This is a genomic window from Caulobacter sp. GW821-FHT11E10 (genome assembly GCF_058808375.1).
Map to the genome: position 1 here is coordinate 147,261 of NZ_JBXARP010000006.1, position 12,456 is coordinate 159,716.

At 68.3% G+C, this 12,456-nt stretch carries 15 protein-coding genes; 8 read left to right on the forward strand and 7 right to left on the reverse strand.

Annotation, left to right across the window (positions count from 1 at the left end; all coding sequences use genetic code 11):
• Positions 1 to 205: 205 nt before the first annotated feature.
• The 5 genes from gcrA to AC1RRV_RS13910 all read left to right on the forward strand — a co-directional run bounded on the left by gcrA (position 206) and on the right by AC1RRV_RS13910 (position 4,104).
• Entirely contained in the window at positions 206 to 727 is a 522-nt protein-coding gene (gene gcrA / locus AC1RRV_RS13890; protein WP_492860241.1) for a cell cycle sigma 70 cofactor GcrA, read from the forward strand.
• A 114-nt stretch (positions 728 to 841) separates the two neighbouring features.
• Positions 842 to 2,362 carry an exodeoxyribonuclease VII large subunit gene (gene xseA, locus AC1RRV_RS13895; protein WP_492860242.1) on the forward strand — a complete coding sequence of 507 codons (1,521 nt, stop codon included), beginning with the start codon at positions 842 to 844 and terminating at the stop codon, positions 2,360 to 2,362.
• Positions 2,363 to 2,390: 28 nt separating this feature from the next.
• Positions 2,391 to 2,606, forward strand: coding sequence for a DUF2093 domain-containing protein (locus AC1RRV_RS13900; protein ID WP_492860243.1), 216 nt, complete (start codon positions 2,391 to 2,393; stop codon positions 2,604 to 2,606).
• Positions 2,591 to 3,451, forward strand: coding sequence for a M23 family metallopeptidase (locus AC1RRV_RS13905; RefSeq protein WP_492860244.1), 861 nt, complete (start codon positions 2,591 to 2,593; stop codon positions 3,449 to 3,451). The genes AC1RRV_RS13900 and AC1RRV_RS13905 overlap by 16 nt, the downstream gene beginning before the upstream one ends.
• A gap of 140 nt (positions 3,452 to 3,591) precedes the next feature.
• Positions 3,592 to 4,104 (forward strand): response regulator, encoded by a 513-nt coding sequence (locus AC1RRV_RS13910; protein ID WP_492860245.1) that lies wholly within the window; start codon positions 3,592 to 3,594, stop codon positions 4,102 to 4,104.
• Here the strand turns inward: AC1RRV_RS13910 and AC1RRV_RS13915 are convergent.
• Positions 4,101 to 5,045: a lysophospholipid acyltransferase family protein gene (locus tag AC1RRV_RS13915; protein WP_492860246.1), complete on the reverse strand. Its 945-nt coding sequence runs from the start codon at positions 5,043 to 5,045 to the stop codon at positions 4,101 to 4,103. The two genes, AC1RRV_RS13910 and AC1RRV_RS13915, sit on opposite strands and share 4 nt — an antisense overlap.
• A gap of 118 nt (positions 5,046 to 5,163) precedes the next feature.
• On the opposite strand from AC1RRV_RS13915, the gene AC1RRV_RS13920 reads away from it, so the two are divergent.
• Both AC1RRV_RS13920 and hisN read left to right on the forward strand, forming a co-directional pair.
• On the forward strand, positions 5,164 to 5,559 hold the full coding sequence (locus AC1RRV_RS13920; RefSeq protein ID WP_492860247.1) for a helix-turn-helix domain-containing protein: 396 nt from the start codon (positions 5,164 to 5,166) through the stop codon (positions 5,557 to 5,559).
• Positions 5,560 to 5,604: 45 nt separating this feature from the next.
• Positions 5,605 to 6,441, forward strand: a complete 837-nt coding sequence (gene hisN / locus AC1RRV_RS13925; RefSeq protein ID WP_492860248.1) for a histidinol-phosphatase — start codon at positions 5,605 to 5,607, stop codon at positions 6,439 to 6,441.
• On the opposite strand, the gene AC1RRV_RS13930 is transcribed toward hisN, so the two are convergent.
• From AC1RRV_RS13930 to AC1RRV_RS13950, 5 genes are all read right to left on the reverse strand, one after another.
• Positions 6,416 to 7,414 carry an alpha/beta fold hydrolase gene (locus tag AC1RRV_RS13930; protein WP_492860249.1) on the reverse strand — a complete coding sequence of 333 codons (999 nt, stop codon included), beginning with the start codon at positions 7,412 to 7,414 and terminating at the stop codon, positions 6,416 to 6,418. The two genes, hisN and AC1RRV_RS13930, sit on opposite strands and share 26 nt — an antisense overlap.
• A gap of 6 nt (positions 7,415 to 7,420) precedes the next feature.
• Positions 7,421 to 7,729: an SCP2 sterol-binding domain-containing protein gene (locus AC1RRV_RS13935; RefSeq protein ID WP_492860250.1), complete on the reverse strand. Its 309-nt coding sequence runs from the start codon at positions 7,727 to 7,729 to the stop codon at positions 7,421 to 7,423.
• A 90-nt stretch (positions 7,730 to 7,819) separates the two neighbouring features.
• Positions 7,820 to 8,464 carry a hypothetical protein gene (locus AC1RRV_RS13940; protein ID WP_492860251.1) on the reverse strand — a complete coding sequence of 215 codons (645 nt, stop codon included), beginning with the start codon at positions 8,462 to 8,464 and terminating at the stop codon, positions 7,820 to 7,822.
• The gene (locus tag AC1RRV_RS13945; RefSeq protein WP_492860252.1) at positions 8,461 to 9,357 is read right to left on the reverse strand and encodes a class I SAM-dependent methyltransferase; all 897 of its coding nucleotides are present in this window, start codon (positions 9,355 to 9,357) and stop codon (positions 8,461 to 8,463) included. Before AC1RRV_RS13945 ends, AC1RRV_RS13940 begins: the two co-directional genes overlap by 4 nt.
• Positions 9,358 to 9,416: 59 nt before the next feature.
• Positions 9,417 to 10,271, reverse strand: a complete 855-nt coding sequence (locus tag AC1RRV_RS13950) for a class I SAM-dependent methyltransferase (protein WP_492860253.1) — start codon at positions 10,269 to 10,271, stop codon at positions 9,417 to 9,419.
• Between the two features lie 231 nt (positions 10,272 to 10,502).
• Between AC1RRV_RS13950 and AC1RRV_RS13955 the strand changes: the two genes are divergently transcribed.
• Positions 10,503 to 10,958, forward strand: coding sequence for an Hsp20 family protein (locus tag AC1RRV_RS13955; protein WP_492860254.1), 456 nt, complete (start codon positions 10,503 to 10,505; stop codon positions 10,956 to 10,958).
• 156 nt (positions 10,959 to 11,114) lie between these two features.
• Here AC1RRV_RS13955 and AC1RRV_RS13960 read toward each other — a convergent pair whose 3' ends face one another.
• A complete protein-coding gene (locus tag AC1RRV_RS13960) occupies positions 11,115 to 12,377 on the reverse strand; it encodes a pentapeptide repeat-containing protein (protein ID WP_492860255.1) in 1,263 nt (420 codons plus the stop codon).
• Positions 12,378 to 12,456: the final 79 nt, after the last annotated feature.

Sequence of the window (12,456 nt, forward strand, 5' to 3'; positions counted from 1 at the left end):
CGCCCTACGGCGCCCTTCCGCAAGCTTGGGCTTGCGTGAATCAACATCTTGTTTCTGTGGACAGAGTCGATGGCGCCCATTGTAGGTTTTAACACATTCTTTACGATATCTAGTAGGACGACCGCCGGCGGGGCGGTTTGATCACCACATATGGGGTGTGGGGCGTGGGGACGCCCCTCGCTCCATCGGATGGCGGAGACGGGTTATGAGCTGGACCGACGAACGGGTCTCGACCTTGAAGAAACTCTGGCTGGACGGCCTGTCGGCCAGCCAGATCGCCAAGCAACTGGGCGGCGTCACGCGCAACGCCGTCATCGGCAAGGTTCACCGCCTTGGCCTGTCGGGCCGCGCGGCCCCTTCGCAACCGGCGCGTCCGGCCTTCAAGGCTCCGCGCCCCGCGCGTCCGGCCGCCCAGGCCATGCCCTCGGCTCCGCGTCGCGTGACGCCGGTCGAAGCGCCCTCGTCGGTTCCGGTGGCCTCCGCCCCGGCGCCGCTGCCGGCCTTCCGGCATGAAGAGCCGGGCTCGGCCACCGTGCTGACCCTGGGCGCGCACATGTGCAAGTGGCCGATCGGCGACCCGTCGGCGGACGGCTTCACCTTCTGCGGCCGCCGCTCGTCGGAAGGCCCCTACTGCGTCGAGCACGCCCGGGTGGCCTACCAGCCGCAGCAGACCAAGAAGAAGGGCGGCGCCACCGAGCTCGCCCGCTCGCTTCGCCGCTACATCTAAGAAGAACAACAAGTCTCTCAGGCGGCGGATCCCGGGCAGTCTCACGACTGCCCGGGATTTTCCGTTTCAGGACCCGCCTTGGCGCATCACCGCCTGCTGGCCTAGATAAGGCTCATGACGGACCTCGCGCCGAACGATTCCAATGCGCCGCCCTATTCGGTCTCCGAGTTGGCCTTCGCCCTCAAGCGGACGCTGGAGGACCGCTACGGCTTCGTGCGGCTGCGCGGCGAACTCTCGAAGGTCACCCACCACTCGAACGGCCACGTCTATCTGACCATCAAGGACGACAAGTCGGCGATCGACGGCGTCGTCTGGAAGGGCAATGTCCGGGGCCTGGGCGTCCGGCCGGAGCACGGGCTCGAGGTCATCGTCACCGGCAAGATCACCACCTATCCGGCCGGCTCGCGCTATCAGATCGTCATCGACAGCATGGAGGCCGCCGGCGTCGGCGCCTTGCTGGCCCAGTTGGAGCGGCTGAAGGCCAAGCTCGCCGCCGAGGGCCTGTTCACGCCCGAGCGCAAGCGCCCCCTGCCCTCGATGCCGGCCGTGGTCGGGGTGATCACCAGCCCGACCGGGGCGGTGATCCGCGATATCCTGCACCGTATCCGCGACCGCTGGCCCTGCCAGGTGCTGGTCTGGCCCTGCGTCGTGCAAGGCGACGCCGCCGCCGCCCAGGTCAGCGCGGCGATCCGAGGCTTCAACGCCATCCAGCCGGGCGGCCTCGTCCCCCGCCCCGATATCCTGATCGTGGCCCGCGGCGGCGGCTCGGTGGAGGACCTCTGGGCCTTCAACGACGAGAGCCTGGCCCGCGCCGTGGTCGAGGGGACCATTCCGCTGATCTCGGCCGTCGGGCACGAGACCGACACCACCCTGATCGACTTCGTCTCCGACCGTCGCGCCCCCACCCCGACCGCCGCCGCCGAGATGGCCACGCCGGTGCTGGCCGAGTTGCGCGCCCTGATCTCGGACTTCGACCGCCGCCTGAACCGCTGCGGTTCGCGGACGGTCGAGGAGCGCCGCACCCGCCTGATGGGCGCCGCGCGCGGCCTGCCCCGCCCCGACGACATCCTGGCCCTGGCCCAGCAGCGGTTCGACATCGCCTCCGGCCGCCTGGACGCGGCCCTGCATCGCAACACCAACGTCCATGCCCAGGACCTGCTGAAGACCACCGCGCGCCTGACGCCGGAGGTTCTGACCCGCCAGCGGGCGATCAAGGCCGAGCGCCTTGCCGACCTGTCCCGACGCCTGGACGCCTGTGGGACACGCGCGCCGGATCGCGCCGCCGCCCACGCCCGCCTGCCCGCCCTGTGGGATCGCCTGCGGACCGCCGCCGAGCGCCGCCTGGCCAAGGCCGAGGACCAGCTGACCGGCCTGGAAAAACTGCGCCGCTCGCTGGATCCGCGCCGACCACTGGAGCTGGGCTTCGCCCTGGTGCGTAAGGCCGACGGGACCATCGTCCGTTCGTCCGCCGCCCTGGCGTTGGGCGACCACGTGGCCCTGCAGTTCGCCGACGGCGAGCGCGAGGCCGTGATCGGCAATGAGGGTGCGCCGCCCACCGCCGCACCGGTCCGCCCGGCGCCACCGCCGCGCCCCAAGTCCATTCCGCCGCCGACCGAACAGGGCGATCTGTTCTGAGACGCCCGAGTGGCGTAGAGTAAGAGCCATGAACGCTTTCGATCGTGATCTCGGCAAGTCCGACGGCCTGGCCGTCCTGCACTATGGCGATGGCGAGTACGCCGTGCTCAGCCCGGGCCGCTTCGTGCTGTGCGCCGTGACCAGCAAACAGATCCCGCTGGACGCCCTGCGTTACTGGAGCCCCGGGCGCCAGGAAGCCTATGCCGGTCCCAGCGAGGCGCTGCAGCGTTGGCAGGCGGCCTGAGCCGCCGCGCGGTCCTCGCCGCGCTGCCCCTGTCCATCGGCCTGCCCGCCGCCGCCATTCCTGACGCCGCGCGCGCCGCCGCGCCTGGCCTGACCCTGTCCGGCAAGTTCGTGCAGGGTGGCTACGCCATCGGCCGCACCGCGCCCCGCGCGATCGTCGATGTCGATGGCCAGGTGCTGACCGCCGCCTCGGCCGATGGCTGGTTCGTGGCCGGTTTCGATCGCGACGCCCCACCGCCCAGCAAGCTGACGGTCACGACGGCCGACGGTTCGGCCACGCACGAGGCCACGATCGCCGCCGGCGACTTCGACATCCAGCGAATCGACGGCCTGCCGCCCGAGCAGGTGACCCCGACCGACCCGGCCCTTCTGGAGCGGCTGGCCGCCGAGAACGCCCGCAAACAGGCCGGCTTCGCGAGTCAGGCCGATATCGAGGGCTTCCGGGACGGCTTCATACTTCCGGTTGTGGGCGCGCGACGCTCGGCGCGCTTCGGCGGGCAACGGATTTTAAATGGGGAGCCCAAGCGTCCCCATTATGGGGTGGATCTGGCGGTCCCGGTCGGCACGGCGGTGCGCGCGCCCGCCTCGGGGCTGGTGTGCTTCGCCGAGACCGGACTGCATTTCGAAGGCGGCCTCGTCCTGGTCGATCACGGCCAGGGCCTGATCACGGCCTATCTGCACCTCTCAAAAACTCTCGTCTCGGCGGGGACTTATATCCGCCAAGGGCAGGCGATCGCCGAGTCCGGCAAGGAAGGTCGCGCGACCGGTCCACATCTCTGCTGGCGCATGAAGTGGCGTGGACGCAATCTGGATCCGTCCCTTCTGGTCGGAGCCGGCCCCTTTTGACTCTCAGATTCCCGCAATTCGCCCCTGGCGCGAGTTTCAATCATTCGTTAGCTATGCCGCCGTTATCGGAACAAGAGATCGCAGGGAGAGCGATCCCAAGTCCGGTCTTCCCGCGAGAACCTTGAGGAGGCTGCTCCCCCATGTCGGTGGCGCTCGAAAAGCTGCGCTTTTTGTTGGTTGACGATAACCAGCACATTCGGTCGATCGTCTCGGCGATCCTGAAGGGCGTAGGCGTCAAGCATATCCGCGAGGCCATGGACGGGGCCGAGGGCCTGCAGATTCTGCGGGACTGGCAGACCGACATCGCCATCGTCGACTTCAAGATGTCGCCGCTGGACGGGGTGCAGTTCACTCAGCTGGTTCGCAATTCGCCCGACAGCGTCGACCCGTTCCTGCCGATCATCATGCTGACCGGCTTCGCCGAGCGTCACCGCGTGTTCGAGGCGCGCGATGCGGGCGTGACCGAGGTGGTCGTGAAGCCCGTCACGGCGCGCTCGCTGCTGGACCGGATCAATACGGTGATCTTCCACCAGCGGCCGTTCATCCGCTCGGCTGACTATTTCGGCCCGTGCCGCCGCCGCCGCGTCGATCCGCACTATACCGGCCCTTTCCGGCGTTCCGGCGAGAAGGATGCCGGGGCGCTCGAAATCTAGCCTTCGGCCGCCGCCGCGCGCTCGCGTTCGGCCAGTTCCGCATAGACCTCGTTCGGCCACCGGCGGTGGACCCAGAACCATTCGGCCGGCCGCTCGCGGATGCGGTCTTCCATGAAGGCGTTGATCATCCGCACGCCGGCCTCGATGTCGGCCGTGCGGTCGCCGGTCTTGGGCGGCACGATCGGATCGTGCACCACCGCTCGGAAGCGCGCGCCCTTCAGGCGTTGCACCGACATCGGCTGCAGCACCGTGCCGAAACGCAGCGCCAGGCGCGTCGGTCCCGGCGCTGTGCGCGAGTCATGGCCGAAGAACGGGGCGGCCACGCCGTTGTTGAACTTCTGATCGTTCATCAGGGCGACCGACCTGCCCTCCTTCATGCCGTCCAGCAGTTCGCGGGCCCCATCTCCGCCCTTGGGCGCGAACAGGCGCACGCCGTAGCGGAAGCGGCTGTCCTTGATGCGCTTGTCGACATAGGGGTTGTTGGCCGCACGATAGGTCATCTCGCAGATCACGCCGCTGTCGACGATGGCCGCCGGCATGACCTCCCAGTTCGACAGATGTCCCGAAACGAACACCACGGGGAGCTTCTTCTCGGCGATCTCGGCCAGGCGTTCCTTGTTCACGACCTCGACCCGGCCGGTGGACGGCAGGATCTTGTCCATCAGCGGGAATTCGGCGAACGAACGGCCCAGGCCGTCCCACTGCTCGCGCAGCATCGTCTCGCGCCAGGCGGCGTCCTTTTCCGGGAAGGCCAGCTTCAGATTGCGCGTGGCGACCTTGTGGGCCCCGCTCATCGGCCCGAACGTGCGGCCAAGCCAGCCGCCGAAGTCCGAGGCGCGATCCACGCCCATCAGGCGCACGGTCCCAATGAACAGGTCAAAGCCCACGGCTTCCAACCGCCACAACAGGTCCTGGACCCAGGGTCTACGCTTTTCCGACATGACCCTCTTCTAGGCGCGCTCGTCCGCCAGGCGCAACGCCGCCTCGCGCGGCACGCGACTTGCGGCTGTGGACCCAGGCCGTTCCGTTTCGGGACGGGTCCGGTAACAAGTAGGGGGCATGGCTTCCATGGGCAACGACATCGATACCCACCTGGGCAAGCGCCTGCGCCGCCGCCGTCGTCTGCTGGGCCTGACCCAGCAACAACTGGCGGGTTCGGTCGGCGTGCGCTTTCAGCAGATCCAAAAGTACGAGTGCGGCGCCAATCGCATCTCGGCCGCGCGGCTGTGGCAGCTCTCCGAGGCCCTGGAAGTGCCGGTCGGCTACTTCTACGACGGCCTGTCGGACGCTCGCCGCGAGAGCGCCGGCGAAGCGGCCGAAGGCGGCGAGATGTTCGCTCGCAAGGAGACGCTGGACCTGATCCGCGCCTACTACCTGCTGGGCGAGCGTCCGCGTCGTCGCCTGCTGGACCTTGCCAAGTCGCTGAACGGCGGCGCCGAGCACGCTGACGCTTGATCATCCGCGGTAGCGCGTCGGAGGCGGGAACGCTAAACCCGCCGCATGACGCTCTCCGCTGACCAGCTCGCGGCGCTCGACGCCTTCATCATTGACCTGAACCGGGCTTCGGCGGGCGCGATCCTGCCGCTGTTCCGCGCCGACCATGGCCTCGAAGACAAGGGGGCCGGCAAGAACCTGCCGCGTGACACCCACGCGGCGTTCGACCCGGTGACCGAGGCCGACCGCGGCGCGGAGGCGGCGATCCGCCAGCTGATCAGCGAGCGGTATCCCGAGCACGGCGTCATCGGCGAGGAATATGGCGAGGACCGCCCGGACGCCGAGTTCGTCTGGGTCCTCGACCCGATCGACGGCACCCGCGCCTTCATCTCCGGCCTGCCCCTGTGGACCACCCTGATCGGCCTGCGCCATCAGGGGCGTCCCGTTCTGGGCTCCATCGGCCAGCCCTATATCGGCGAACTGTTCGTCGGCCATGCCGGCGGCTCGCGCCTGCTGGCCCGCGGCCAGAGCACGCCGATCAAGGTCCGCGAATGCGCCGACCTGACCGACGCCGTCATCGCCACCACCGATCCCGACGCCTGTTTCGACGGGGCCGAGCGCGGCGCCTGGCTGCAGGTGCGCGCCGCCGCCAAGCTGGCCCGCCTGGGCTGCGACGCCTATGCCTACGCCATGGTCGCCATGGGCAAGATGGACATGGTGATCGAGGCCGGCCTGAAATCCTGGGACATCGAGGCCGCCATTCCCCTGATCGAGGGCGCCGGCGGCATGGTCACCAACTGGCGCGGCGAGCCCGTCGGCCAGGACGGCGGCCAGATGGTCATCTCCGGCGACCGTCGCCCTCTGGACGAGGCCCTGGTCAGTCTGAGGCGTTCGGCGAAATAATCGGATCGCGCGGCGCGACCGGGTCGACGGTCTCGTCAAAGGCCTGCCAGAAGATCGCCCGGCGCGGATCGGTCTCGATCAGGATCTCGTGGAAGGCGCCCGGCACCTCGATGTAGCGGCCCTTGGGGATACGGCCGGCGATCGATTTCTGGTCAGGATTGAGCACCCGGTTGTCGAGCTCGGCGGCGGCGATGGTCACCGGAATGGAGATCGCCTCCACGCCCTTGCTCCGGCGCAGCCAGGCGCAGGCCGAGATGGCGAAGTCCGCCCAACCCCAGGTCATGCCGCCCAGGGCCAGCTGGGGCTCGGCGCGAAGCTGGGCCTGGTAGCGGTCGTAGCGCTTCTCGTCGTGGGTCAGGGCGTCGCCGGCGAAGGTCTGGGCCAGCGGGTCGTACTGGCCGCCCTGGACGTATTCGCCGGTCAAGCCGACCCGGGACATCGTCCAGGCCAGAGGCCTGGCGAACCAGGGCGGGACGCCGCCGCTGTTGAGGCCCAGCATTGGCGCGGACAGCACCGCGGCGGAGAACCGCGTCTCGCCGTGGGCCAGGGCCAGCATGGTCAGGCAGCCGCCCATGGAGTGGGACAGGGCGATCCACGGCTTGGGCACCCGCGTCTCGAACGTGTCGAGCAGCGCCCTGTAATCGGCCAGGAAGGTCTTGAAGCCCTGGGCGTGGCCCTTGAGCCGGTCGGGCAGGCCTCGAGCCGACAGTCCCTGCCCTCGCCAATCGTGGATCAGGACGGCGAAGCCGCGTCCCAGCAGGTCCTCGACGACCTCGAAATACTTCTCGATCGGCTCGCTGCGGCCGGGGCTCAGCACCACCGAGCCCCGCGCCCCGCCCGGATAGGCGAGGCTGTCCGGAAAAAACGTCGCGGCGCGGAGGGTCGCCCCATCCGCGCCGCTAAACCATTCGGCCTTACCGCTATCGGGAACCGAGGCCTCTGGAATCGAGACCAGACGCGCCGGCTCCGTCATCGCGGCTTAGCGCATCTTGGCGAACAGGGCGCCCATCTTGGGCTGCAGGGCCATGGCCGTGCCCATGTCCGACAGCTTCAGCTTGCCGGTCATCACCGCCATGGTCGGGTCCAGCGAGCCGGCGCCGATGGCCAGCAGGTCGTCCAGGCTGAGCGTCATGGTCAGGTCGGCGGGGCTGTCTTCGTTGGTCACCGTGCCGCCATCGATGTGGATGACGCCGGCGTCCTTCAGGTCGAACTTGAGGCTCTTGCCCAGACCGCTGTCGTCGCCCACGGCGCCCTTGATGCGATCGGTGATTTCCTGAAGCGTAGCCATGAGCGCGATCTCCCTCTGCGCGTATATGTGTTGGTGAAAAGCTAGACCGGGCAGAACGGGTAAGTAAACACCGTTCAGACGACCCAGGGCCTATTTCTTCCCCACATAGAAGGCGACCTTAGTCGGGGTTTTTGTCAACTTTACCTGCACGGCGCCCTTGTAATCTTCCGGTCGGAAGTACGGCATCTCCTTGGCCTCGGGAAGCGCCGCGGTGTGGCCGTCGGCGAAGACGACGACACCGCCCTCAGCCTTGAGGAAGGTGATGCCGGACATCTTCGGGGCCATCAGGCTGGCGATGCCCGCGGCCTTGCCGATCACGCCGTTGGTTTCGTTGACGGTCGCCGTCAGGTCGCGGACGTCATACGCCTGAGCCGGCTTCAGCGCCGGGGCGAGGTCCATCAGGGCGCCCATCTTCCAGTCGGCCGGCACGTCGAGGACGACGGTCGGGTCGCCGTCCAGCTGCGCGGCGGTCGGCAAGCGCTCGAAATGGCCCTCGGCGGTGACCGGCAGCGGCGTGCGCGTCCCGTTCTTCTCGACCAGGGTCGCCTTGAGATTCGGGATCATCTTGCCGTCGTGGCGGACCGCGTAGGACAGCTTCATCCGGCCCCGCTCGCCCGCCGGCACCGCCAGGAAACGCCCCAGGAACGGAAAGACCTTGTCAGCGGGCGCGCTCTGCTCGGCCAGGGCCGGGGTGGCGACCGCCAAGGCGGCGGCCAGGATCAGAACACGCCTCATTTCGGCTTCACGAACTTCAAGGTCATGCGGTCGCTCTCTCCGATCGCGTCGTACTTGGCGTGGTCGAAGCCCGGCTCGGCCGGCTCGCCGCGCGGCGCCGACAGGCGCGTGGGGGGCAAGGTCCAGACGCCGAACGGATGGTCCTTGGTGTCCTTGGGATTGGCGTTGACCTCGCTGGTCCCGGCCAGCACGAAGCCGGCCTCCTTGGCCATCTGGATCACATAGTCCTGCTGGACATAGCCGTCCGTCGCCAGCAGGTCCTGGACGCGGCCGGGCTCGCCGCGATGCTCCTCGACGCCGAGGATCCCCCCGGGCTTGAGGGCCGCCAGCGCGTCCTTGAAGGCCTTCTCGGCGATGCCGCCGGCCATCCAGTTGTGCAGGTTGCGCAGGAAGAGCACCAGGTCGACCGCCCCCGCCGGGGCCACGGGGCCGCTGGTGGGGCCGAAGGCGGTGAAGGCCACCTCGCCATAGATCTTCTTCTTGTCGGCCAGCTTGCGGCGGTAGGCCCCGACGATCTCGGCGGCCGCCGGATCGGATGGATCGGACGCCTCCAGCATGGCCTCGTAGAGCTTGCCGTGAGTGTCGGCCAGGAACGGCGCCAGGATGTCGGTGTACCAGCCGGCGCCGGGCCAGAACTCGACCACCGTCTGGCCGGGTTTCAGCTCCCAGAACCTCAGGCTCTCGACCGGATGGCGCCAGACGTCGCGGGCGCGGTCGGCGGGGCGACGCCAGTCGCCGGCCACCGCCGCCTCGATCGTATCGGGTCCGGTCTTCTGAGCCGCCTTGGCCTCGGTCTTGGCCGGATCGTTCTTCTTGCCGCACGCGGCGAGCCCCAGCGCGCCGACGCTCGCCAGAACTCCCCGCCGTGACCACTGCCCTGCTGGAACCATCATTTCCCCACCACACGCGCCAGCGTGCTCACCGACCTTGGCCAAAGTCAGGCGGGCCAAACCTAGGCGGGCTTCCGGAAGCGCAGGGTCATGCGGTCGCTCTCGCCGATCGCGTCGTACTTGCTGCGATCGAAGTTCGGATCGGCGGGCTGACCGGCGGGCGCCGACCGCTTGGTGGGCGGCAGGGTCCAGACGCCGAACGGATGATCCTTGGTGTCCTTGGGATTGGCGTTGATCTCGGACTTGGCGTCCAGCTTGAAGCCGGCCTTCTCGGCCAGGGCGACCACGGTGGCGGTGTTGAGATAGCCGTCGGCGGCCTTCTCAGAGCGCGGATCGGCGCGGTGATCCTCGATCGCCAGCACGCCGCCCGGCTTCAGCACGGCGAAGAAGTCGGCGAACACCTTGTCGGCCGTGACCGGGTTGCTGGTCCAGTTGTGGACGTTGCGGGCGGTCAGGACCAGGTCGGCCGAGCCCGGCGCGCCCAGCGGGCCCGACTGGCCGCTGAAGTTGACGAACTGTGGCTTGCCGTACTTGGCGGGGTCGGAGAAGCGGGCCTCGAAGTCGGCGCGCCCCTTCCTGGCCCCTTCGGAAATCCTCGGGTTCGACAGGTCGGTGACGCCGGCGACATAGGTCCCGCCGGTGGCCTTGGCGTAGGGCGCCAGGATCTCGGTCCAGTAGCCGCCGCCGGGCGAGATCTCGATCACCGTCTGCTTGGGCTTCAGCCCCCAGAACGACAGGCTCTCATAGGGGTGGCGCGCCCCGTCGCGGGCGACGTCGCCGGCGGGACGGGTCGGCGAGGCGACGGCGGCCTTCAGCGCCGGGTCGACGGCGGCGAAGGCGGCGGGCGCCGACAGGGTCATGGCCGCGGCGAGCAGAAGAACATTTCGACGAAGCAGAAGGGGGCGGCGAAGCGGCATGGGGACGTGTCCTTCGGCGTTACAGAGGCCGCGACCTTAACCGGGGCGAACGGTGCGTCAAACGATTCACGTTCGATGAATTGGCGCCCCTTGAACGTCCAAATCCGCTCACCAATTACCTTCACGAAGGCGCTGGTTATCCGGGCCTTCCGGACCAAGGGCGACGCCGATTTCGGGTCGCCACGGGACGCAACCCACAAGACCTTGCTTGATAAGAAGGATCTGAATTCCATGCGTACGATCGACCTTTCGCCCCTGTACCGCTCGCTCGTCGGTTTCGACCGCCTCGCCGCCCAGCTGGACGCGGCGGCCCGCAACGAAGCGGCCTCGGGCTATCCCCCCTACAACATCGAAAGCATCGGCGAGAACGAGTACCGCATCGAGATCGCGGTGGCCGGTTTCAAGCCGGAAGAACTGAACGTCGAGGTGAAGGAAAACCTGCTGACCGTCACCGGCCGCAAGGCGGCCAATGACGACGCCAAGCAGTACCTGCACCGTGGGCTCGCCGAGCGTAACTTCGAGCGCAAGTTCCAGCTGACCGACTACCTGGTGGTGGTCGACGCCGATCTGTCGAACGGCCTGCTGTCGATCGCGCTGAAGCGTGAACTGCCGGAAGCCCTCAAGCCCCGCACGGTGGAGATCAAGACGATCGCCTCGCCCCTGATCGAGGGCGAAAAGGCCGCCTAACCCCGGTCCCGTCTTCCCACACTCCCCTCTCTGACTTGGGCGGCGTCGAAAGGCGCCGCCTTTTTCGCGCGCGCCAATTCAGGTGGGGAGCCAAAACGCATCATCCCGCGGCAAGCGCGGGATGATGAGAAGCCACAAAGATGTAGGGAACGCCGACTAGGGCGCGGAGAAATCCAGACCCTGGACCTGGTTCAGGTCGACGCCTCGGAAACTGGCCTTGGCCGTCTGGGCGCCGGTGAAGTCGGCGCCGCGCAGGTCGGCCCCGTCCAGGACGGCTTCGGTGAGATCGCAGACCTGGCCCATCACATAGCGCATGCGCGCCGAGGCCAGGCTGGTGGGGGTCGAACGGCCGGGGCCCAGCGGCAACGGCGCGAGATAGGCTTGGCGCAGATCGGCCTTGGTCAGGTTGGCCCCGGACAGCTTGGCGCCGCGCAGGTCCGCGCCACGCAGATTGGCCATGCGCAGGTCGGCGTTCTGCAGGTTCGCGCCCTGCAGCTGGGCGCCGGACAGATCCAGGCCCACCATGCACGCGCCCTTGGCGCTCATGGCGGTCATCCGCAGGCCCTTGAGCTTGCCGCCCAGCGGCCGCAGGTCCTCGCCGTCGAGACGCGCCGCTTGGCCTTCCTTGCCGCCGGTCTGGCACCAGCGCTGGTTGTCGACGCAGCGGTTGTAGAGTTCCTCGGCCTTGGCGAGCGCTTCGCGGGTCGAACCGTGCAGGGCGCCGGTCATGTGGGCGCCGCTGACGCGGGCGGTCGAGGTGTCGACGCCGGTCATGACCGCGCCGGCGAAGTTGGCGCCTTCGAGATTGGCGCCCTTTACGTCGGCCCCATCCAGGATGGCCCCGACCAGATTGGCTTCCTTGAGGTTCGCGCCCGACAGCTTGGCGCCGCGCAGCGAGCAGTCGCTGAAATCGGCCTTGAACGCCGAGACACCTTCGAACCGCGAGCCGTCCAGGGTGGCGCCCGAAAAGTTGACCTCGTCGGCCTCGCCCTGACGCGTTTCGTGGCGGAGGGTGTCCAGGCCCTTGCGGGGATGCGGGATGGCGATCTGGCCTTCGCGGAAGTCGGCCTGGGTCAGGTCGGCCTGGGCGAGGTTGGCGCCGCGCAGGCAGGCGCCGCGCAGGTCGGCGCGCACCAAGGAGGCCTGGCGCATGTCGACCTTTCGCAGGTCGCAGCCGAACAGGCTCGCTCGGTCCAGCTTGGTGCGGACCATGCGGCACTCTTCGAGGATCGAGGCGGACAGGTCCGCGTCGGTCAAGTTTCGGAACGACAGATCAAGGCCCGACAGCTGCATGAAGCGTAGGGAAGCGCGTTTGCCGCCCTGCTTGCCGGTAACGAATTTCTCGTGCGCCGTTACGATCATGTCGAGCTCGGCTTGGCTCAGGCGACGACGCCCGGCCACGCTTTGCGCGGCGTTCATAACGCTTTGCTCCCGCTAGGTTCTATTTCCTCAGTTACGCGGACTGTAAGCGACGATGGACGAGCGAACCGTTAAGCCT